Here is a 21980-nt window from a genome sequence, read left to right as displayed (position 1 = left end):
GTTGAACCTCCACGCTGAAATATGGTTGTATAGTGCAACTATTTTTCAGGGGAGGCCTGAAGTGACCACTCATCCCGCTCTGGTTGAAGAAATCCGCTCTGCGTCGCGCACAATGGTGCGTGAGTTGGGCTTCATGCGCGCCACGCTGGCGGCGACCGACTACTCACCTTCAGCCGTACACGCGCTGCTGGAAATCGAAGCACACCTGGCGCTGACCGCCGCTCAACTCGTGCAATTGCTTGATCTGGACAAGTCCAGTGTCAGCCGCATGGTGGCCAAGCTCATCAAGGCCGGCGAGCTGGTGGAGAGCGCCGACAGCGATGGTCGCGTCAAGCGCCTGCAATTGACGAAGCAGGGCCGGCGCACGGTGGCTGCGATCCATGCTTACGGGCGAACGCAGGTCCAAACGGCGCTGGAGCACTTGAATCCATCACAACAACAAGCGGTCGCCCAAGGGCTGGCGGCGTATGCCCACGCCCTGAATGCGCACCGTACCGGCGAAGGAAAAGCGCCGGGCAACCCGGTCGAGATCAGCGTCGGTTACCGTCCCGGTGTCGTTGGGCGCGTGACTGAAATGCATGCCGCCTTTTACGCCAGGCACTCAGGGTTCGGGCAATTCTTCGAGAGCAAGGTCGCCAGCGGCATCGCTGAGTTCGTGGGGCGTCTGGACCAGCCTTGCAACAACCTCTGGGTGGCGACAGTGAATGATCGCATCGTCGGCTCGATCGCCTTCGACGGGCAGGATCTGGGCAATAACCAGGCCCACCTGCGCTGGTTCATCCTTGATGACGGTTGCCGTGGTGGCGGGGTCGGCCGTCAGTTGCTGCGCGAGGCCGTTGAGTTCTGCGACCGGTTCGGCTTCGAGGCGATTGAGCTGGCAACGTTCAAGGGCCTGGACGCCGCGCGTCGACTTTATGAAGCCGCAGGTTTTGAGCTGACCCACGAACAACAAGGCAGTCAGTGGGGCAGCGTGGTGACTGAACAGCAATTCACCCGCCGCAGGGGAGGCGCAAGTCACCCGGTGAAGCTGTAAACTCCCCACACTTTTTACTTCCTCGAACAAGAGAACCCCATGGCGAACCAAGACATCACCTTCACCCCTGATCCCGACGCGGATTCCATCTCCTCCGACGTGGCCGGCTTCAACGGCATCCTGGTCTCCACGCAGATCCCGACCCGCGCCGACGGCAGCCTGGAACTGGGCGACATCACCCTGCAGAGCGAATGCACGTTGCAGGCATTGAAGGTTGCGCTGGAGCGCGCCGGCAGTTCCATGGACCGCGTCATGCACCTGACCATCTACCTCACCGACATGGCCGACCGCGCCGCGTTCAACGAGGTGTACAAGCGCTTCTTCGCCAAGCCGTGGCCGGTGCGTGCGGCAGTGGGCGTGGCCTCGCTGGCAGTTGAAGGCATGCGTGTGGAAGTGACCGCGATGGCAGCCAAGGGCTGAGCAAAATGGTAGGAGCAGCCGGTCGACGCTCGATTGCTCGCGATGAACTCAGGTGCAACGCGTTTATTCAGAAAGCCCGCGTTATCGTTGGCCTCCATCGCGAGCAGGCTCGCTCCTACAGGGAAAGTGTTGGGCTTTCTCATCACATTTATGTGATTTTGGTATTAGTGCTATCCGATTAGTACTGTTTATCAATCAATAGTCTGAGGGTAAGTTGCTTCTCTGCGTTTCTCGCCGAGAGTACCCCATGACCCATCCCGTTATTCTCTATCGTGTTTCAGCCCTGGCAAAGGCAGGCACCCTGTGTTTTGCCCTGTGCACCTCTGCGGTCGCCGAAGCGGACGAGCGCAGTCCGCTGGTCATCAAGGAGCAGGGCAGCGTGATTGCCGGCGGGAGGGTTGAGACTCAGCCGGGCATCTTTGACCCGTACAAGCCTGCCCTGTCTGATGGCCAAAGCTACCATGGCGACCATGTGTATGCGTTCTACCAGGTCCCGGTTGACGCTCGCCCGTTGCCGATTGTCATGTGGCATGGCGCGGGGCAGTCTGCGAAATCCTGGGAAACGACGGCTGACGGACGCGAAGGGTTTCAGAACATCTTCTTGCGTCGCGGCTTCTCCACCTGGTTGATCGACCAGCCGCGCCGTGGCGATGCCGGACGCAGTCTGGTTGAAACGACGATCAAGCCGGTGGCGGACGAGCAGATGTGGTTCAACCAGTTCCGCATTGGCCTGTGGCCCGACACTTTCGAGGGCAGCCAATTCCCTCGGGGTCCGCAGGCGCTGGAGCAGTTCTTCCGTTCGATGACGCCCAACACCGGCCCTTATGACATTGAGGTCGTATCCGATGGCGTATCCGCGCTGCTGGAAAAGACGGGGCCGGCCATTCTGTTTACCCACTCGCAAGGTGGCGGGCCCGGTTGGCTGACGGCGATCAAGAGCCGCCATGTGCGGGCTATCGTCGCATTTGAACCGGGCAGCAGCTTCGTGTTTCCCGAGGGGGAAGGTCCCGCGCCGATCCCCAGCGCGTTCGACACAGTCTCGGCACAGATCGTCTCGAAGGAGCAGTTCGAAGCGTTGACCCGTATCCCCATCCTCATCTTCTACGGCGACAACATCCCCGACAAACCGGTTCGTTTGCCTGCTCAGGACAGCTGGCGCGCGCGACTTGAGATGGCGCGCCTGTGGCGTGATGCGGTGAATCGCCATGGCGGTGACATCAGGCTCATCCACTTGCCGGAGATCGGGATCAAGGGCAATAGCCACTTCCCGTTCTCGGACATGAACAACATCGAGATCGCGGACCTGGTTTCGACCTTCCTCGCAGAAAAAAATCTTGATTGATTACGCGCACGGCCATGGCTGCCGTGCACCTTGGAAACAGGAATTGGCAGGAATATTCATATGACGCGAACCACGATAAAGGCCGCATTCCTGGCCGCCATGATCGGGATGTCCGGAGCCGAAGTCGAGGCAGGGGACTACAAGCAGAATCCATTCACATTGACCTACGGTGGCGCGTTGACTAAGAACGAGCCCGGCAAGGTCAACATCCATCCGGTCACTTACAAACTCGATGGCCTGGACATTGCCGCCAACGTTTACACCCCCGCGAACTATGACTCGGCGAAGAAGTACCCGGTTGTTGTCGTGGCGCATCCCAATGGCGGGGTGAAGGAGCAAGTCGCAGGCCTGTATGCCCAGCGTCTGGCAGATCAGGGCTACATCACGATCACTGCGGATGCGGCGTATCAGGGAGGCAGTGGCGGTCAGCCGCGCAACGTCGACAAACCGGCGAACCGCGTCGAAGACATCCATGGCATGGCGGATTTTATCGCCGGCTATCCGGGCGCCGACGACTCGCGTTTGGGCTTGCTCGGTATCTGCGGCGGTGGCGGCTATTCATTGAAGGCGGCGCAAACCGACAAGCGCTTCCAGTCCATCGCAACGGTGAGCATGTTCAATTCCGGACTGGTACGGCGCAATGGCTACAGGGATTCGCAGCTGTCCACCGTTCAGGAGCGTTTACGGCAGGCTTCGGCTGCCCGTGCCCAGGAAGCGGCGGGCGGAGAAATCCTCTACACCGGCGATGCCAAACTCACCGACGAGCAGATCGCCAAGCTGCCATTTGATTTGTATCGGCAGGGTTTTGAGTACTACGGCAAGACTCATGCTCACCCCAACTCGACCTTCAGATACACCCTGAGCAGCCTGCTGGACCTGATGAGCTTCGATGCGACGGATCAGATCGAACTGATCGACAAGCCGTTGCTGATGATCGCGGGCAGCAAGGCGGACAGCCTGTATATGTCGGAGCAAGCCTTTGCCAAGGCCACTGGTACACAGGACAAGAAGCTGTTCACCATCGATGGCGCAACTCATATCGAAACCTATTGGGTGCCTGAGTATGTTGACGTCGCCATTGCGCAGTTGAACGCGTTTTACGCCAGAACGCTCTGACTTGGGGGGCATTATGAAAAACACTCTTTTGGGGATCGCGGTTTGCGTCGCAGCGCCCTTCGCCAGCGCTGCGGGTGCTGAAAATGCCGGTGAGTCCCGGTCCGTTCAGCAGATCAGTCGCGCAGGCTCCCAATCTTCCACAGCGGGATCGGCGGATTACTTTACCGGGCAAGTGCGCGTCGACCCCTTGTTCCCCGTCACGAATGAAATCAATGCGTCCAGCGCCTACGTGACCTTCGAGCCGGGGGCGCGTTCGGCCTGGCACACCCATCCCGCAGGCCAGCGATTGGTGGTGGTTTCCGGTGTGGGCTTGACTCAGGAGTGGGGTAAGCCTGTGCAGGAAATCCTCCCCGGCGACGTGATCGTCTGCCCGCCGGGCGTCAAGCATTGGCACGGCGCCGCACCGTCAAGTGCCATGACCCACCTGGCGGTGACCGGTGCTGTGAATGGCAAGAGTGTGGATTGGCTGGAGAAAGTCACCGACGATCAATACCGCGCCCACGAACCCGTGACGCCGACATCAACGTCCACCGAAAATCTCGCTTCCGAGGTGCTGTCCGCGAGGCAGCAAGCCATCCCGCTGATTGCTGCCCACATGGCCAGCAGCAACATGCCGGAGCTGAATGCTGCATTGAATCAGGGGCTGGACGCGGGCCTGACCGTCAGCGAGGCGAAGGAAATATTGGTGCAACTCTACGCTTACACCGGTTTTCCACGCAGCCTCAACGCACTTGGCGAGCTGATGAGGGTTGTGGAGGCGCGCAAGAAAAACGGCATCCGGGACGATCCGGGGCGCGAGCCCGGTCGTGTCATTCCCACCGGAGGTGAACTGCTGGCGGTGGGCAAGGCCAATCAGACCCGCATTGCCGGTGCGCCTGTTCAGGGCCCGCTGTTCGACTTTGCACCTGTCATCAACCAGTATCTGCAGGCGCATTTGTTCGGTGATATTTTCGAGCGCGACAACCTGGACTGGCAAAGTCGTGAGTTGGCCACGGTCGCCGCGTTGGCCGTCACTCCCGGTGTGGAGTCACAGCTGCGTTCGCACATGGCCGCCAGCCTGCGGGTCGGCCTGAGCGTTTCGCAATTGCGTCAATTGGTCCGGCTGCTGGCGGAGCAAGGTCATGCCGATGCAGCCAAACGTGCCGACGCGGCGCTGAATGCTGCCCAGGCAAATCAACCCAAATAGCGCAGGGCTTCGCGCAGCAGTGCGAAGGCGGGCGAGCTCTGGCGTCGGCTCGGGTAATAGAGGTGGTACCCCGAGAACGGCTCGCACCAATCCGCGAGCACGCGAATCAACCGGCCTTGCGCAATATGCTCCTGCACCAGGTCTTCGGGCATATAGGCCAGCCCCAACCCCTGAAGGGCGGCCTCCATGCGCATGGCGATGTTGTTGAACACCATTTGGCCTTCGACGCGTACGTTCAGTTCTTGCCCATCCTTCTCGAACTCCCAGAGAAAGAGGCCGCCGTAGGTGGGCATGCGCAGCGTAATGCAGTTGTGCTGCATGAGGTCGCTTGGGATGTCTGGCTTTGAATGCCGGGCGAAATACGCTGGGGAGCCGACAACCGCCATGCGCATGTCGGGACCGATGCGCATGGCGATCATGTCTTTGGCGACCTGCTCACCCAACCGAACCCCGGCGTCGAAGCCTTCCGCCACAATGTCAGTCAGGCCGTAGTCGACGATGATTTCGATATTGAGATCGGGATTGTCGGGCAGCAGCTTCGCGAGTACCGGTTGCAGGACCGTAATCGCGGAATGCTCACCGGCCGTTATACGCAGTTTGCCTGCGGGCTTGTCGCGGAATTCGCTGAGCAATGCCAGCTCGATGTCGATCTCTTCGAACCTTGGGGCGATCACTTTCAGCAGGTGTTCGCCCGCTTCCGTGGGGGATACGCTGCGCGTGGTGCGAGACAGTAACCTGACGCCCAGTCGTTCCTCCAGCTGGCGCATGGCCCGGCTCAATGCGGGCTGTGACATGCCCAGCCTGGCAGCGGCGCGGGTGAAACTGCGCTCCTGCGCCACGGCCGAGAAGATCGCGAGTTGGTCGTAGCTTTCAACGGTCATTTGTACATCCCTGGGTCACGTTTCCAAAGAGGAACGAGGAGCTTACCTTGAGGCCTGCGAAAGCGCTGTGCAGGATGTCGAAAAGACCGCGTCACGTCAGGTTGTTCAGCAACCACTCGATAAAACTGCGCGCCAACGGATTGTTCTCACTGTCACGGTGCGTCAGCAACGCCCAGTTCGGCCCACGAATGGTTTCCTCCACCAACGGTTGCAGCAATCCGTTGTCACGCGCCTGTCGACTCAGCAGCTGGCTGACCAGCGCAATCCCTAACCCCGCGCACGCCGCGTCCAGCAGCAACCCGGGGTCGGAAAAATTCAACCCCTGATCCTTCTGCCCCACATCGATGCCGGCCTCGACGTCCCAATGGCTCCAGTCCATTTCCCGCTCGCCGTGCAAGGTGGTGCGCTGTTCGATGGGCACGGCCAATACATCGGGGTGGCAGGCCGGATAGAGGCGGTCAGCGTGCAGCACCTTGAAGCTGCATTCGGCCTGGGAGCTGATGTCATCGCGCACCGCGAGGTCGATGGTCTGGGTGGTCATGTCCGGGACTTCATCGGTGCTGAAAATCCACAGATCGACTTCCGGATGTTGCCGGCGAAAATCCCCCAGGCGTGGCAGCAGCCAATGACGAGCGAACGTCGGCGTCGTGTTGAGTACCAGTTGATTGGGCTTCTGGTATTGCCCGAGGCGACGAATGCCGACCGACAATTGCTGCAACAACGCTTGCGTGGTGCTGAGCAAATCGTGGCCGGCATCGGTCAGGCTGACGCTGCGTCCACTGCGAAAAAACAGCGGCTGTTCAAGGTACGCCTCAAGCGTTCGAATCTGCTGGCTGATCGCCGATTGGGTCAGGTGCAGCTCGTCGGCGGCCTTGTGAAAACTGCCCAGGCGGGCAGCAGCCTCAAAGCCGCGAAGGGTGCTGAGCGGGGGCCAGTGCTTGAGCATATTGATAAGTTCCTCTAATCACTTTTCTGCAAAATCCATCGTTTGTTAGCCCGTTTTTACAGCCGTAGCATGCATGCCAGGACCGAAAAGGTCATTTTCATTGAACACAATGACTTAACTCAAGGGCGATTGTCATGCAGCAGAACGAACTTCAGAACAGCGGCTGGTTGATGCCGGCAGAATGGGTAAAGCACGCAGCGACCTGGATGGTCTGGCCACACAATCAGGCACTCTGGGAGTCGGGTTGGCGCGTCACCCTCGCACAAGTGCAAAAGGATTTCGCCGGGGTAGCCAACGCCATCGCTCGTTTCGAACCGGTGAAAATGGTCGTTGATCCGTCGGCTGTCGCGAGTGCCAAGGCGCTTTGTGGGCCAAACATCGAACTGATCGAATTGGCGGTAAACGACAGTTGGTGCCGCGACTCCGGCCCAAGCTTCGTTTGCCACCCGCAACAAGGGCTGGCCGGTGTGAGCTGGCGTTTCAATGCGTGGGGCGGCAAGTCGGCGCACGATCTGGATGAAGGCCTGGCGCGCCGTGCACTCAATCACCTGGGCTTGCCGTGCTTCGGCACTCCGCTGAGTAACGAAGGCGGGGCGATCCATGTCGACGGCGAGGGCACGCTGATCACCACCGAGTCGGTGTTGCTCAATCCCAATCGCAACCCCGGGATGACCAAGGCTGAGATGGAGGAGATTTTCACGCGTCTGCTGGGTGTGAAGAAAACCATCTGGCTGCCGGGCGATCCGGACTACGTGACCGGCGACATGACTGACGGCCATGTCGATGGTGTCTGCGCATTCGCACGCCCCGGCGTGTTGCTGGTGGACGCGACTCACGACAAGCAGTCGGTGTATGCCGAAGTGGCTCGCGAGAATCGCCGTGCGCTGGAACTGGCCACCGATGCCCAAGGCCGGAAGTTCGAGCTGATCGAGCTCTATGAAGCCACCGATGCGGTGGACACTGAGGCTGAAGTGTTCTGCGCCTCGTACACCAATTTCTACATCGCCAACGACGCGATCATCATGCCGGCCTACGGCATCGACGCCGACCACGCAGCGGCCGAAGTGTTGGCCCAGGCGTTCCCTGGTCGAGAAGTGGTGCCGGTGCGGATCAACCATCTGGCCCATGGCGGCGGCGGGGTGCATTGCATCACCCAGCAACAGCCTGCCTGGCCAGTGAAGGGTTGATGCCATGACCCTATTGACGATTGCCACCACCCAAATGCCCTGCACCTGGGATTTGCCGCACAACCTCAACCTTGCCGAGCAGTTGGTTCGCGAGGCCGCGTCGAAGGGCGCTCAAGTCATCCTGTTGCAGGAGCTGTTTGCCACGCCGTATTTCTGCATCGAGCAAAGCCACAAACACTTGGCACTGGCCGAAGAATATCAATACAGCCGTGTACTCAAACGCTTTGCCGCCTTGGCCAAGGAGTTGGGCGTGGTGCTGCCGCTGAGCTGGTTCGAGAAGGCCGGCAATGCCTATTTCAATTCTCTGAGCGTGGCCGATGCCGACGGGCGCTTGCTGGGCGTGTATCGCAAGACCCACATCCCCAACGCCATCGGTTATCAGGAGAAGGAATACTTCAGCCCCGGCGATACCGGTTTCCGGGTTTGGGACACCGCGTTCGGGCGCCTCGGCGTGGGGATCTGCTGGGATCAGTGGTTCCCCGAGACCGCTCGTTGCCTGGCGTTGATGGGCGCTGAAGTCTTGCTGTTTCCCACCGCCATCGGTTCTGAACCTGGCTGCGCCGAGCTGGATTCCCGTGACCACTGGCAGATGACCATGCGTGGCCATGCGGCCGCGAACATCCTGCCGGTGGTGGCCGCCAATCGCGTCGGCCGAGAAGCGGCGACCACCGATCCGACCTTGCAAATGGGCTTCTATGGCTCGTCGTTCATCTGCAATCACAAGGGCAAATTGCTCGCCGAGGCCGACCGTGACAGCACCGGCGTGCTGGTGCACAGCCTGGACTTGAGCGCCATGCGCGAAGAGCGCCTGAGCTGGGGCATCTACCGCGACCGTCGCCCTGAGATGTACGGGGCGTTGTTGAGTCAGGACGGTCGTCACCTTCATGCACGCTGGAACACTCAAGGAGTTTGATATGGGCATTGCGCACACGTTGTTGCTCGGTACCTTGGGGTTGGCACTGGCCTCGTCGTCGCTGCACGCCGAAGAGAAAACCCTCAGGCTGTACAACTGGGCCGATTATTTCGCCGAGGATACGCTGGCGAAATTCACCGCCGAAACCGGGATCAAAGTGATCTATGACGTCATGGATGGCAGCGAAACGCTGGAAGCCAAGATGCTCGCCGGTGGCAGCGGTTATGACCTGATCTTCCCCGGCGACACGGTGGCCGAACGCTTGATGCGCGCCGGCAGCCTGCTGCCGCTGGACCGCAGCAAACTCACCGCGCTGAACGACATCGAGCCCGGTTTGCAGAAACTGCGCAGGCAGTATGAAACCTCGAGTCAGGCCACCGTGCCTTACACGTGGGGCACCATCGGCCTGACCTACAATGATGAGCAGATCAAACAGCGCTTGCCCGATGCTCCGGTCAACAGCCTCGATATGTTGTTCAAGCCGGAGCTGGCCGGCAAATTTGCCGACTGCGGTATTTCGATGATCGACTCACCGGACGAAGTGCTCGCCGTGGTGCTCAATTACCTCGGTCGGGAACCGCGCAGCGCCAAGCCCGAAGACCTCGCGGCGGCGAGTGAATTGCTGATGAAACTGCGGCCACACATTCGCAAGTTCCAGTCGCAGCCGGTGACCGATCTGGTGAACGGCAACCTGTGCGTGTCGCTCGGTTACAGCGGCGACATGACCCAGGCGCAGCGGACGTCAGACAGCGCCGGCAAAAGCACCCGATTCGAGTACCGCATCCCCCGTGAAGGCACCACCGTGTGGATGGACACCATGGCGATTCCGGTCGATGCGAAACATCCGGAGTACGCGTATGCGTTCATCAACTTCGTCATGCGCCCGCAGAACATGGCCGACATCAGTAACTTCACTGGCTACCCGACCTCCAATGCCAAGGCGCGGCCGAGCGTCGGTGCGACAATGCGCAACAACCCGGACATCTATCTTGATGAAGCCACTTATGCGCGGCTGATTCCGGGCAAGGACATCCCACAATCCGATATGCGCGCGCGGATGCGCACCTGGACCAAGTTCAAGACGGCCACCGCAAAATGAGTTCACTTTCCAAGGATCAATACATGTCGACGCGTCGCGAGTTCATCAAGCAGGTTTCGGTCGTGGCGGGGATGGGGGCGGTTGCCTCCATCGGTTTCGGCCTGACGCCTTTGTCCGCGCACGCAGCCACCCAAGTCGGTTGGCGCATGCCGGATGAGGGCGATCGCCACGAGCAAGCCTTCATTGCTTTTGGTGCGCAAGAGGCGATCTGGGAGGATTTCACCGCCGACGTGCAAGCGGCCATTGGCCTGATTGCGCGCACCATCGCCCGCCATGAGCCGGTCACCGTTTTTTGTCGCGAGCACGAGCGAAGCCTGGCCGAGGAGCATTGCGGCAAGAGCAACATCACCTACGTCGTCACCGAACTCGACGACATCTGGATGCGCGACATCGGCGCCAACTTCGTCATTGATGACAAGGGCGTACTTGGCGCCGTGGATTTCAACTTCAATGGCTGGGGCAACAAACAGCAGCACAGCGAAGATGCGCAACTGGCGGCACAGGTGGCCGACGCCACGGATGCGCGTTACCTGCGCAGCGAACTGGTAGGCGAGGGCGGCGGCATCGAAGTGGATGGTCACGGCACCGGGATCATGACCGAGAGCAGCTGGATCAATAAAAATCGCAACCCGGACTGGAGCAAGGCCGAGGTCGAGGAAGAACTGAAAGCCCGCTTGGGCCTGCGCAAAATCATTTGGCTGCCGGGCATCAAGGGCAAGGACATCACCGATGCCCATGTCGATTTCTACGCCCGTTTCGTCAAGCCTGGCGTGGTGATCGCCAACCTCGACAACGACCCCGAGTCATACGATTACAAGGTCACGCGGGCTCATCTGGATATTCTGAAAAATGCCACGGATGCCGATGGCCGCAAGCTGCAGGTGCATACGGTGTCGCCGCCGCTCAATCCACGAAAGAGCAGGTTCAACCGCAGCAACCCGGACTTTGCAGCGGGCTATATCAACTACTTCGTAATCAACGACGCGGTGATTGCGCCGGAGTTTGGTGACAAGGTGGCAGATGCCAAAGCCTTTGATCTGTTGTCCGGGCTCTATCTGGATAGAGAGGTGGTGCAGCTCAACATCGACGCGATCTCGGCCGGCGGTGGCGGTATTCATTGTGTGACCAGTCATCAGCCGTTGGTTTAGTCTGCGATGCTCCACTGCTTGAGCCTGGTCGGGAGCTTTGTATGAAGGTTGGCGTGATTTCCGATACCCATGGACTGCTCCGCCCTGAGGCCCTTGCGGCTTTGGAGGGGTGTGAGCGGATCATTCATGCGGGCGACATCGGCAGCTCCGAAATCCTTGAGCAGCTGGGGGCAATCGCTCCATTGAATGTCGTGCGCGGGAACAATGATCTTGACGCTCCCTGGGCAAAGGATCTTGCAGATTGCCTGCGTTTCGACCTCAACGGGTGGGAGGCGTTGCTGGTGCACGACCTCGCCGATGTCCCGGCCGTGCTCGATGCGACGGTCAAACTGGTGATCACCGGCCATTCGCACAAGCCGTGCATCGAATGGCGCGGTGAAGTGCTTTATCTCAATCCGGGCAGTGCGGGACGCAGGCGCTTCAAGTTGCCGGTGACGCTGGCGTTGCTGGAGGTATTCGAGACTGCTTTAGAACCGCGCCTGGTCTCGCTGTTGGAGTGAAGTGCGCGAAGCAAAAAACGGTTCGTTGGGTGCGCTCTACCGCAAGTCGGTACTGAAGTTCGAGGGAGAGGGCCTGCTGATCTTTCGATTTGGCAGCAAGCTCAGGACAACAAATTTTCGCCATCCCCCAAACCGACAGTAAGTCCATCAGTTGGTCGAAGCTTTTTTTCATGTTGTTCAATTTCCGCCCGCAATGCAGCAGCGCCGCTGCCTTCAAGCGCAATCAGTAGCGCCGAGAGCAAATCCGGCCATCCCGGTCCAGGCGCTGTTTCCATAGTTCTCCATACCCGTCAAATCGCACATGGCGAAATTTTGATACTACACGTCGGGTTGACGGGAGCGACGAAGCGCTGACGACGATTATTGTTTTCGCACAAAAGCAGGAAACAATAATCATGCTGCCGTCGAACAAAAGAATTGATAGTCACGTTCACTTTTACACGTCGGATGATCTTCGCCGGGTGGCTGGCTCGCTGCCTTACACCTTGCCTGAACCGCATCCGCTGACGACTTATCTGGACAAGCTGATTGATGCCGGAGTGGTTCCGACAGTCATTAACAATGTCCATCTAAGTATCCTGCCTGATTCAGAAAACGTGTTTGCTTCGTTTGATGAACTGAAGAGTCTCCAGGCTGCGAATCCTTCGCGCTATGAGGACGTCAGGTTGGTCGGGACGATCAAGGCCGAACCCGCTTACGCCACCAAAGAACGCCTTTCGCACCCGCAGGTTATCGGCGCGCGAATCGTTCTGCACGATGCCAGGCCTGAAACGGTTTCCGATACGCGCTTCAGTGATGAGCAATGGTCGGCGTTTTATGCGCGTCTGTTACCGCACCAGCACCTGCACATTTATGCGAAAGAGGCCGAGACCAATCTGCGCGTATTGCGCCAGATCCCTGACGATGTGCGCGTCATCATCGATCATCTGGGCAGCTGCCACAGCGAGCGCGGCGCCACGGAGCCGGCCTACCTTGCGCTACTTGCCGAGGCGGGAAGGCGAGGCAACGTGTGGTTCAAGGGGCCGGGCTATCGCACCTCGGTCTCTCCCGTGGAAACCGCACGTTTCGTCACGCAAATAATCAGCGCCCTCGGCGCCGACAAGATTCTCCTGGAAGCCACCGACGCCCCTCATGTGGGAACCGACAACAACGGTGTGGCGTATTCCGAGCTGTTTGATTTGCCCAGCGCTTTCGATTTCGTCGATGCCGTTGCGCAGCTTGTTTCTACAGAAACCCGAATTCCCGTTGGCCAACTTCTTCGAGGAGCTTCTGGCCAGTTGGTTAGTTGATCTACGCCCACACTCACACTTCGAGATACCCAGCGATGACGAACATCATTACCCAAGAAATCAACTTTGCCGTTCAGTACGGCGATGAAACCCTGAGCCTCAAAGGCACGGTCTTTCAGCCAGAACAAATCGACGCGGCACTTCCACCCGTCATCTTCAACTCCGGCTTCACCGGCGGCGTCACCATGTACGGTCAGCTGTTCGGCCGTGCCCTGGCGGCCCGGGGCTATCGAGTCATGACGTATGACGTGGCGGGTTTCTTTTCCAACAAGTACATCCGCAACACGATTAAGGCCGCAGGCATCGAGATCACCGATGTCAGCCTGGAAGACCAGAAGGATGAAGTCCTCGGCGCCGTAGCCTGGGCACGAGACAATTTTGGCGAGATGCCAGTCGTGGCGTCCTGGGCGATGGGCTCGACTGCGAGCCTCGGCGCGGTGGCTGAACTCGCCGCAGCGGGTGGCGAGCAGATCCGGTTTTGGGTGCCGATGAGCTACACCAACATCAGCAAGTTGCAAGCCTTGCGCACCGACAAAGCCGCCGCCGACGCTGCGATCCAGCAATTGGCGGATGACGCGCCGATCCCGCCGTTTGATACCGGGACCGAATCGACTCGTCTGGGTTATTACCCGCTCGATCCTGAAACCCAGGCCTACGTTGATCAGCAACTGGGCGGCTACACCGAAGCGGGCGGCGCCGACCGTTGGCCTGGCTGCACGCATGTGACGGCAAAATCCTACAAGTCCTATGTGGCGTATGACCCGGAGCAGTCCATCGAGGGGGCAAAAGGCTTCCCGCCAGCGCTGATCATCCACGGCGCCGAGAACACCCTGCACATGCCGTCGGAATCCGAGCGTCTGCACCGGCACTACCCGGGTGATGCAGGTGCGGGTGCGCTGATCATCCCGCACATGCAGCATGGCCAGCAGAATCAGGTCGACAGCCCTGTTTTCAAATCGATGATCCAGAGCATCGACGAAGCGATCCGCGCGCGCAGCTGATCTGCTCGCCACTCTCCTGCGGGACCTTGCAATGAGGTCTCGCAGCGTTCGTCGTTGCGAGGAATCGATCTGGCTGAATGCGTGCCAAGGCCCTAACATAGCGTGTCCAAAGCCACTCCCTCGGGCTGGCCTGAGCCGTGATGTCTGAACGGCTGGACCCACTCATGACAAGGATCTGGCGATGACAAGCCCCATTGAAGCAGCGACGCCAGTGAACGGTTACACAACCAAGCGAATCGGCCTGCTCATACTCCCTCAGTTTTCCATGATGGCATTGGCTGGCGCCAGCGAGCCGCTGCGGGCGGCGAACCGGCTTTCCGGGAAAACGCTGTATGAGTGGACCCTGCTCACGGAGTCCGGCGGGCCGGTCAGTTCCAGCAGTGGTATCGAAATCCAGACCGTGCCGATTGATCAAGCGCCCGAGGTCGATCGCGTTTTTGTCCTGGCGAGCCTGGACATCGAACATCAGAAACCGCCGAAAATGCTGCGCTTTCTACAGCGCGCTGCGTCCCGTGGCGTCACTGTTGGCGCACTGAGTACCGGTACGTTCATTCTTGCCCGTGCCGGGCTGTTGGAAGGGAAGCGGTGCACGTTGCACTGGGAGTCCATCGGTCAATTTGCCGAAGAGTTTCCCACCATCGAAGTCACCAAAGAACTGTACGTCAACCATGGAAATCGCTGGACCTGCGCCGGAGGGACGGCGGCCATCGACCTGATGCTGGCGCAGATCGCGCTGGATTTCGGTAACCCGCTGGCCGCGAGCATCGCCGAGCAATTTCTGCACGCACGGATACGGGCGCCGGAAGAACATCAGCGGATGTCGATCCAGTGGCGGTTCGGGATTCACGATCGACGGCTCACGGCGGCCATTGCCGCCATGGAAGACAACCTGGAAAACATTGTCGGCATCGAAGAGATCGCCGACCGGTGCAATCTGTCCCATCGTCAGCTGGAGCGCTTGTGGCACCAGCACTTCGGGATGACCCCGAAAAAATTCTATCTGGAGCTCAGGCTCAACGAAGCACGCCGGTTGCTGCGTGAAAGCACCCAGCCCATTGCGTCCATTGCCTACAGCTGCGGCTTCGTTTCTGCCTCGCATCTGGGGGCCGCCTACCGTCGCGTGTGGGGATGCACGCCGGGTGAAGAGCGGCGGAAATTTGATGATGCCCATTCCTGATTTCAGCCCTTGGTAAATTGGCGTCAATCCCTCGCCAACCCCCACCGAGCAATCCTCCCCGCAAAACCCAATAGCTAGCTAATGACTTGGCCCGACAGCAGGTGCGCACTGGCGGGCCTGGGTGATTTGGCGATCCTGTATGCTTTCTTCATGACTCGATCCTTCACATCGCACCGCACGCGGTCGGGTCTCGTGACGTCGGTTTTTTGATAGAAATCGTCGAACTCAAAGCGCAGGCTCCGTTCGTGAGCGCGGTAAGGTTCCTTACAAATCCGGCGTCCACTTCCAGATGCTCAGCCGGCAAAAACAACAATGACGTAAAGAAGGCCTATCAACCATGGAAACCTTGAGTTTCATTCTGGAAAACGGCGGGCTGATCAGCCTGCTCCTCGGACAGCACCTGCTCATCGTGGCGGTAGCGGTGGGGCTGGCGATTCTGACCGGCGTGCCTGTCGGGATCGCGATATCCCAGCACCCCAGAACCCGCCGGTGGGTCCTGGCCTTCGCCGCTGTGCTGATGACCATTCCTTCTGCCGCGCTGTTCGGGCTGATGATTCCGGTCTTGTCCCTGATTGGCTATGGGATCGGCGTTGTACCGGCGGTCATTGCGCTGTTTCTGTATTCGCAGTTGCCCATCATCCGCAACACCACCACCGCGATCTCCAATATCGATCCTGCCTTGCGCGAAGCGGCAATCGGGATGGGCATGTCCACCTGGCAACGGCTGCGCAAGGTCGAGCTGCCGATTGCGGTCCCTCTGATCATGGCCGGCGTCAGGATGGCTACGGTCATCAACATCGGGATCGCCGCCATCGCCGCCTACATCGGCGCCGGTGGTCTGGGCAGCCTGATCATTCGCGGCATCGCCCAATCGGATACCCGGCAGCTGCTGGCTGGCGCCATCGTCATCAGCGTCATTGCCATTGCGGCTGACTATGCCCTGTACGCCTTGCAGCGCCTCCTGACGCCGAAAGGCCTGAACAAGAACAAAGTGGCCACTGGCCGAATGAAGGAAGCGACGACGTGATCCAGATCGAAAACCTGAACAAAAAATTTGGCTCAATCACCGCCGTAGAAGATGTCTCGTTCAACGTTGAAGAGGGACAGATCTGCGTACTGCTCGGGCCGTCGGGCTGTGGCAAAACCACGACGCTGAAAATGATCAACCGCCTGATCACGCCCACGTCGGGCACCATCAGAATCGGTGGTCGCGATACGGCCGAACTGGACAGCGTCACGCTCAAGCGATCCATCGGCTACGTGATCCAGCAAGTCGGTTTGTTCCCGAACATGACCGTCGAGGAAAACATTTGCGTCGTCCCCAATCTGCTGGGATGGGACAAGACCAAAAGCCGCAAGCGAGCGGCGGAATTACTGGAAGTGGTCGCGCTGGATCCGTCGAAATTCCTCAAGCGCTACCCGTGTGAACTCTCGGGTGGCCAACAGCAGCGCGTCGGGGTTGCCCGCGCCTTGGCCGCGGACCCGCCGGTGATGTTGATGGACGAACCGTTTGGTGCGATCGACCCGATCAACCGGGACGTGATCCAGGACGAGTTCATGCGCATCCAGCGCCAGGTCGGGAAGACCGTGCTCTTTGTCAGTCACGACATCGACGAAGCCGTGAAGATGGCGGACTGTGTCGCGCTGTTCCACAACGGCAAGATCGAGCAGTTTGGCAGCTCGGATGACCTGTTGGCCCGGCCCAACAGCGAGTTCGTGGCGAATTTCATGGGCGGCGACCGGATCATGAAACGCCTGCGACTGCTGCGGGCGGCGGATGTCGCCAGCAAGATCCCGCCGAGGGAACAGATGCAGATCGTGGGCGGCAACAGCGCCATCTCCACACGTTCGCAACTGGTGGTGAAACCCGGAGATGACCTGCGCCAGGTGCTTTCGCAGCTACTGGGACGCGGCCAGGACTGGGCGCTGTGCAACGACAGCGACGGGCGCTTTATCGGCTACGTCCATCAGACCGACATCCTGGCAAGGCTTGTCGACAACATTACTCCGGCGGTGCACTGACGATGTCTGACTTGATGATCAGATTTTGGCAAGGGCTTCAGTTTTACTGGGGCGATATCAGCTACCTCACGGTTCAGCATCTGCAGATCGTGGCCATCAGTGGCGCCCTGGCGCTGGCCGTAGCGCTGCCACTCGGCGTCTGGATGAGCCGTCCCGCGAACCAGCGCTACGCCATGGCCAGCATGCAGTTCCTCAATGTGGGGCAGGCGATTCCCAAGCTCGCACTGCTGGCGTTGGCCATGAGCTTCATCGGCGTAGGCAGTGGCGCGGCCATCATCGGCTTGTTTGTCGCGACGTTGTTGCCGGTGGCGGTCAACACCTATGAAGGGTTGCGCGCGGTGCCGCAGCACTTGGTGGAGGCGGCCGAGGCCATGGGCATGACGCCTGCGCAAACCCTGTGGAAAGTTGAAATCCCGAATGCGATGAACGTGATTTTCGCCGGTATCCGCACGGCGCTCGCCATCAACGTCGGTACCGCGCCGCTGGCCTTTCTGGTCGGCGGAGGAGGGCTGGGCGAGTTGATCTTTACCGGCATCGACCTGAACGACTTCGGCATGATGTTGGCCGGTGCCGCGTCAACCGCGCTGTTGGCGATTGCGGTCGACCTGTCGTGCGGTTTGATCCAGAACGTTGCCGTGTCGCGGGGCTTGAGGTTGGCCGGGCGCGAATGAATTAGAAAACCATCGATAAAAACCAATAATACGAGGTGCACCATGATTCATCGAATGCTAGTCAGTCTGATCTGTACGCTGAGTCTTGTTTCAGGTGTCGTGGGCAGTGCTTCTGCCAACAGCACGATAGTGGTCGGCGGCAAGAAGTTCACCGAACAGCAGCTGGTGGCGGAAATGACCACGCAATTGTTGCGCGCCAATGGCTACAACGTCGATAAGCGCCCGGATTTGGGTTCGTCGGTATTACGCGCGGCGCAAGAGAACGGTCAGGTCGACGTGTATTGGGAATACACCGGCACTTCGCTGATCACTTACAACAAAGTCATGGACAAGCTGAGTGCCGAGGAAACGTATAAGAAGATCAGCACCCTTGACGCAGAGAAGGGCATCACGTGGTTGAACCCTTCAAAAGCCAACAACACTTACGCATTTGCCATGCGTAAGGACGAGGCCGATAAGGATGGCATCGTCTCAATCAGCGATCTGGCGAAAAATATCGGAGCAGGCAAAGTCTATAAATTCGCTTCCAACGCTGAGTTCTTTTCGCGCCCCGATGGCTTGCAGCCTCTTCAAAAGACCTACGACTTTGAGTTCGAACGCAAGAACGTCGTGCGCATGGACGGTGGGCTGACCTATCAGGCACTTCGGGATGGCCAGGTGAATGTGGCGTTGGTGCTGTCGACTGACGGGCGTATTCCTGCCTTCGGCTTTGTTGTGCTGAAGGACGATAAAGGCTTTTTCCCCAGCTATGCGCTGACGCCGGTGATTCGTACCGAAGTCTTCAAAGAGAATCCGAAGATCGGCGAATTGCTCAATGCGCTCTCTTCCAAACTGGACGACGAAACCATTGCCGGCCTCAACTCCCGGGTCGACGTAGGCCGTGAGTCGATCGAGAGCGTGTCCAAGGAATTCCTGCAGCACAGCAAGTTGCTCTAATTCATGCATCACACACATTAACTGTAGGAGCCGGCTTGCTGCGGGCGGCGTTCCGACGATTGCGTCCGTTCAGTCAAATAATCTGTCGACTGACCCACCGCTTTCGCCAGCAAGCCGGCTCCTACAGGGAACGCGTTCGCCTGGAGAATCATTAATGCAGTCGATTAAAAAGTTCGTGGCATGGTCATTCGTGATGTTTACGGCAAGTGCTCAAGCCGATGTTGCCATCGACCACATGACGCTCGCCGATATGCGGCAGGCGTTGAACAACGGGACTATCACTTCCGAGCAACTGGTCAGGCATTACCTGGATAACATTCGCGCCAACAATCACCAGGGCCAAAACATCAACGCGCTGGTGACGATCAATGGAGCAGCGATCGAGCAGGCGCGGAAATGGGATGCCCAACGAGCCAAAAATCCTGCTGCTGAATATGCGCCTCTGGCCGGGATTCCCTTTGTCGCGAAGGACAACTTTGATACCCGTGGCATGGTCACCTCTGGTGGTTCTTATGTGTTGCGATCCTCTCTGCCGAACCAGGATGCCTTTACCGTCAAGAAGCTGATCGACGGGCAAGCGATTCTTCTCGGCAAAGCGAACATGTCCGAACTGGCTGCATCCTTTGGCTGGTTTGGCTACAGCTCGTTTGGCGGGCAGACGCTGAATCCCAGCAACACCAAGCGCGATGCGTCTGGCTCCAGCAGCGGCTCGGCTGCGGCGGTGGCGGCGAAATTTGCGCCTTTTGCGTTGGGGTCGGATACCAGCGGGTCGATCCGGGCGCCGGCCAGCGTCACCGGTACCGTGGGCTTTCGACCTTCGCTCGGGCTGATCAGTCGCAGCGGCATCATTCCGCTGTCGCTCGCGTTCGATACCGGTGGAGTGATCACCCGCAGTGTGGTGGATCAGGCAATCGTGCTGGATGCGATCAAGGGCCAGGACAACAGCGATTCCGCGACTCTGGACGTGGCTTCAGACCGCATACAGTTTGAGCAAGCGCTGGACCGTACCTCACTTAAAGGCAAGAGCATCGGGGTCATCACAAACTTCAAAGGCGCAAACCCTGAGGTGGATGCGGTTTTCACGGCCGCTCAGGAAACGCTTGCCAAGCGGGGGGCTCATGTCGTTGCCATTGACCTGCCAAAGGGCTTTGAAACGCTTTGGAGCGATGTGCTGGGGCCGGTGGGAGAGAGCGAATTCAAGCCGCAATTCGAACGCTACCTGGCAACCCTCGGTGCCAACCAACCGCGGACGCTGGAAGGGTTTCTGGGGCTTGCCAGGAAAAATCAGGCCGAAAATGGTCCGCACGGAATGAACCCGGCGCGCCTGGCCGGGCTGGAAGCGCTATCGAAAACCAATAGCACCGATTCGCCGTTGTACATCTCGATCCTCTCCAGAAAGATTCCGCAATTGCGTGCGCAACTGATGGGCATCATGCAGAAGAACAAAGTGGACAGCCTGTTTTTCGCGACCATCAATTGCCCGGCGTCGGTGGTTCATGGCGTGACGGATGACAGTTACGTCTGCAAGGCCGGTGATACCTATGCGTCTTCGTACATTGCCTCCGCGACCGGGTTCCCCGAGATCACGGTTCCTGCGGGCACCATAAAGGGCAATTTGCCGGTGGGTGTTTCGTTCCTGGGCGGCTATGGGGAAGACGCCAAGGTGGTGAGTTTCGGGTACTCGTTTCTTGAACGGTAGGTTTTCCTGATGCCCCGCGTTGTCTGGATCGCCAGCAAGCCGGCTCCTACAGGATTGGGGTGTTCATTGATCGGGTGAACGACGCACACCTTGTAGGAGCTGGCTTGCCAGCGATGGCGGTTTGTCTGGCACACCGGGTTGCCCGGATCGCCGGCAAGCCGGCTCCTACAGGATTGGGGTGTTCATTGATCGGGTGAGCGACGCACACCTTGTAGGAGCTGGCTTGCCAGCGATGGCGGTTTGTCTGGCACACCGGGTTGCCCGGATCGCCAGCAAGCCGGCTCCTACAGGGTGAGGCTGGGTCTTGTGTGCGCCGCTGCACTGTAGGAGCCGGCTTGCTGGCGATGCAGACGACGCGGTGTATCCACGGACGCCGTCATATCTGCGCCAGCAACCAGGTACGGAACGCGATCAGCGACGGCAGCCTTTCGTTGCGCGGTGGATAGGTCAGGTAGTAACTGCGCTGGCTGGCGAAGGGTTGGTCCAGGCTGATCAACTCGGCGTTGGCCAGTTCGTCGGTCACCAGGATGCGCGGCACCAGACCGATACCGATGCCCGCTCTCACGGCCTGGATCAAGTGTGAAGTGAGTTCGAAACTCGGCCCCAGCCGCATCATTCGATGGGGCAGGCCGTGGTGGCTGAACCACTCGCCCCAGACGTTGGCGTTGTTCGCGACGTTGAGCAGCGTCTGTCCGCCGATGCGTTCCGGGGGCCAGGCGTCATGGGCCTCGGTCGCTTCTGGAGAAATGATCACCATCAACTCTTCCGTATGCAACCGATGGCTGATCAGGCCCGGCGAGTCGGCCGTGCCGACGACGATCGCGGCATCGATGCCACTGGTTTCGAAGTCGATGGCTTCGATCCGGGAGTTGATGTGCACCAGCATGCCGGGATGGGTTTTGTAGAAGTCATGAAGGCGCGGCAACAACCACTTCGAACCGAACGTGGGCAATGTGGCCAGGCGCAAGGTGCCGCTGCCTGACTGATAAGCCAGCGCCTGCAATGTGGCGCTGCGGATGCGCCCGAGCGCGTCGCTCATTTCCCGCTGGTAAAGACGACCGACGTCGGTCAATTGCACCTGCCGACCTTCGCGACGAAACAGCGTCAGGCCCAGTTGCTGCTCCAGCGCCTGGACTTGCCTGCTGACGGCGCTTTGGGTCAGTGACAGCTCCAGCGCGGCGCGGGTATAGCTTTCATGCCGGGCGGCGGCTTCAAACGCCAACAGCAAGGACATGGACGGGGTGAGATGGCGGTAATTCATTCGTAAAAGTCATCGATAGCGGCAGGATTATCCGTTTGTCCGGCACCAAAACCTACAGGATCATTGGCTTGGCCGACGACCTGAGGCTGACCTATTAATGCTCAGGCGACAAGTATTTTGATTTCCGTGATTAGACCTACAAGAGATTTTCCA

22 protein-coding genes are annotated in these 21980 nt (G+C 59.3%); 18 read left to right on the top strand and 4 right to left on the bottom strand.

Annotated features, from left to right (window positions below; translation table 11 throughout):
- The first annotated feature begins 61 nt into the window (after positions 1 to 61).
- The 5 genes from J4E42_RS02720 to J4E42_RS02700 all read left to right on the top strand — a co-directional run bounded on the left by J4E42_RS02720 (position 62) and on the right by J4E42_RS02700 (position 5097).
- On the top strand, positions 62 to 1033 hold the full coding sequence (locus J4E42_RS02720; RefSeq protein ID WP_207284506.1) for a helix-turn-helix domain-containing GNAT family N-acetyltransferase: 972 nt from the start codon (positions 62 to 64) through the stop codon (positions 1031 to 1033).
- A gap of 39 nt (positions 1034 to 1072) precedes the next feature.
- Complete coding sequence (locus tag J4E42_RS02715) at positions 1073 to 1453, top strand: RidA family protein (RefSeq protein ID WP_008027160.1); 381 nt, start codon at positions 1073 to 1075, stop codon at positions 1451 to 1453.
- 247 nt (positions 1454 to 1700) lie between these two features.
- On the top strand, positions 1701 to 2795 hold the full coding sequence (locus J4E42_RS02710; RefSeq protein ID WP_207284505.1) for an alpha/beta fold hydrolase: 1095 nt from the start codon (positions 1701 to 1703) through the stop codon (positions 2793 to 2795).
- Positions 2796 to 2855: 60 nt separating this feature from the next.
- Positions 2856 to 3911 carry an alpha/beta hydrolase gene (locus J4E42_RS02705; protein ID WP_207284504.1) on the top strand — a complete coding sequence of 352 codons (1056 nt, stop codon included), beginning with the start codon at positions 2856 to 2858 and terminating at the stop codon, positions 3909 to 3911.
- A 13-nt stretch (positions 3912 to 3924) separates the two neighbouring features.
- A complete protein-coding gene (locus J4E42_RS02700) occupies positions 3925 to 5097 on the top strand; it encodes a carboxymuconolactone decarboxylase family protein (RefSeq protein ID WP_207284503.1) in 1173 nt (390 codons plus the stop codon).
- Here the strand turns inward: J4E42_RS02700 and J4E42_RS02695 are convergent.
- Together J4E42_RS02695 and J4E42_RS02690 are read right to left on the bottom strand one after the other, a co-directional pair.
- On the bottom strand, positions 5085 to 5978 hold the full coding sequence (locus tag J4E42_RS02695) for a LysR family transcriptional regulator (protein ID WP_008038941.1): 894 nt from the start codon (positions 5976 to 5978) through the stop codon (positions 5085 to 5087). The genes J4E42_RS02700 and J4E42_RS02695 overlap by 13 nt on opposite strands.
- A gap of 91 nt (positions 5979 to 6069) precedes the next feature.
- The gene (locus tag J4E42_RS02690; protein ID WP_008027147.1) at positions 6070 to 6924 is read right to left on the bottom strand and encodes a LysR substrate-binding domain-containing protein; all 855 of its coding nucleotides are present in this window, start codon (positions 6922 to 6924) and stop codon (positions 6070 to 6072) included.
- A 134-nt stretch (positions 6925 to 7058) separates the two neighbouring features.
- Here J4E42_RS02690 and J4E42_RS02685 point away from each other — a divergent pair, with 134 nt between their 5' ends.
- From J4E42_RS02685 to J4E42_RS02665, 5 genes are read left to right on the top strand one after another with little or no spacing between them, the layout of a single operon-like run.
- Positions 7059 to 8111 carry an agmatine/peptidylarginine deiminase gene (locus J4E42_RS02685; protein ID WP_207284502.1) on the top strand — a complete coding sequence of 351 codons (1053 nt, stop codon included), beginning with the start codon at positions 7059 to 7061 and terminating at the stop codon, positions 8109 to 8111.
- 4 nt (positions 8112 to 8115) lie between these two features.
- The gene (aguB, locus tag J4E42_RS02680; RefSeq protein ID WP_207284501.1) at positions 8116 to 9024 is read left to right on the top strand and encodes an N-carbamoylputrescine amidase; all 909 of its coding nucleotides are present in this window, start codon (positions 8116 to 8118) and stop codon (positions 9022 to 9024) included.
- Position 9025: 1 nt separating this feature from the next.
- Positions 9026 to 10123: an extracellular solute-binding protein gene (locus J4E42_RS02675; RefSeq protein WP_207284500.1), complete on the top strand. Its 1098-nt coding sequence runs from the start codon at positions 9026 to 9028 to the stop codon at positions 10121 to 10123.
- A gap of 23 nt (positions 10124 to 10146) precedes the next feature.
- Positions 10147 to 11271 (top strand): agmatine/peptidylarginine deiminase, encoded by a 1125-nt coding sequence (locus J4E42_RS02670; protein WP_207284499.1) that lies wholly within the window; start codon positions 10147 to 10149, stop codon positions 11269 to 11271.
- 41 nt (positions 11272 to 11312) lie between these two features.
- Entirely contained in the window at positions 11313 to 11771 is a 459-nt protein-coding gene (locus J4E42_RS02665) for a metallophosphoesterase family protein (RefSeq protein WP_207284498.1), read from the top strand.
- A gap of 101 nt (positions 11772 to 11872) precedes the next feature.
- Here the strand turns inward: J4E42_RS02665 and J4E42_RS02660 are convergent, their stop codons facing one another.
- Positions 11873 to 12046 carry a hypothetical protein gene (locus tag J4E42_RS02660; RefSeq protein WP_157222767.1) on the bottom strand — a complete coding sequence of 58 codons (174 nt, stop codon included), beginning with the start codon at positions 12044 to 12046 and terminating at the stop codon, positions 11873 to 11875.
- Between the two features lie 120 nt (positions 12047 to 12166).
- Between J4E42_RS02660 and J4E42_RS02655 the strand changes: the two genes are divergently transcribed.
- The 8 genes from J4E42_RS02655 (at position 12167) to J4E42_RS02620 (ending at position 20566) form a co-directional block, all read left to right on the top strand.
- The gene (locus tag J4E42_RS02655; RefSeq protein ID WP_008038934.1) at positions 12167 to 13060 is read left to right on the top strand and encodes an amidohydrolase; all 894 of its coding nucleotides are present in this window, start codon (positions 12167 to 12169) and stop codon (positions 13058 to 13060) included.
- Positions 13061 to 13095: 35 nt separating this feature from the next.
- Positions 13096 to 14061: an alpha/beta fold hydrolase gene (locus tag J4E42_RS02650; RefSeq protein WP_008038933.1), complete on the top strand. Its 966-nt coding sequence runs from the start codon at positions 13096 to 13098 to the stop codon at positions 14059 to 14061.
- Between the two features lie 181 nt (positions 14062 to 14242).
- Complete coding sequence (locus J4E42_RS02645) at positions 14243 to 15238, top strand: GlxA family transcriptional regulator (RefSeq protein WP_008038932.1); 996 nt, start codon at positions 14243 to 14245, stop codon at positions 15236 to 15238.
- Between the two features lie 337 nt (positions 15239 to 15575).
- Positions 15576 to 16265, top strand: coding sequence for an ABC transporter permease (locus J4E42_RS02640; RefSeq protein ID WP_192228271.1), 690 nt, complete (start codon positions 15576 to 15578; stop codon positions 16263 to 16265).
- Complete coding sequence (locus J4E42_RS02635) at positions 16262 to 17260, top strand: ABC transporter ATP-binding protein (protein ID WP_008038926.1); 999 nt, start codon at positions 16262 to 16264, stop codon at positions 17258 to 17260. The genes J4E42_RS02640 and J4E42_RS02635 overlap by 4 nt, the downstream gene beginning before the upstream one ends.
- 14 nt (positions 17261 to 17274) lie before the next feature.
- The gene (locus J4E42_RS02630; protein WP_223553164.1) at positions 17275 to 17931 is read left to right on the top strand and encodes an ABC transporter permease; all 657 of its coding nucleotides are present in this window, start codon (positions 17275 to 17277) and stop codon (positions 17929 to 17931) included.
- A 54-nt stretch (positions 17932 to 17985) separates the two neighbouring features.
- Positions 17986 to 18867: a glycine betaine ABC transporter substrate-binding protein gene (locus J4E42_RS02625; protein ID WP_223553166.1), complete on the top strand. Its 882-nt coding sequence runs from the start codon at positions 17986 to 17988 to the stop codon at positions 18865 to 18867.
- A gap of 154 nt (positions 18868 to 19021) precedes the next feature.
- Entirely contained in the window at positions 19022 to 20566 is a 1545-nt protein-coding gene (locus tag J4E42_RS02620; RefSeq protein ID WP_207284497.1) for an amidase family protein, read from the top strand.
- A 376-nt stretch (positions 20567 to 20942) separates the two neighbouring features.
- On the opposite strand, the gene J4E42_RS02615 is transcribed toward J4E42_RS02620, so the two are convergent.
- Complete coding sequence (locus J4E42_RS02615; protein WP_207284496.1) at positions 20943 to 21827, bottom strand: LysR substrate-binding domain-containing protein; 885 nt, start codon at positions 21825 to 21827, stop codon at positions 20943 to 20945.
- Positions 21828 to 21980: the final 153 nt, after the last annotated feature.

The sequence above is a fragment of the Pseudomonas sp. FW300-N2A2 genome, from assembly GCF_017351735.1.
Lineage (GTDB): Bacteria > Pseudomonadota > Gammaproteobacteria > Pseudomonadales > Pseudomonadaceae > Aquipseudomonas > Aquipseudomonas migulae.
The sequence above is the reverse complement of the archived record's forward strand: the minus strand, read 5'-3'. Positions and strand labels throughout refer to the sequence as shown.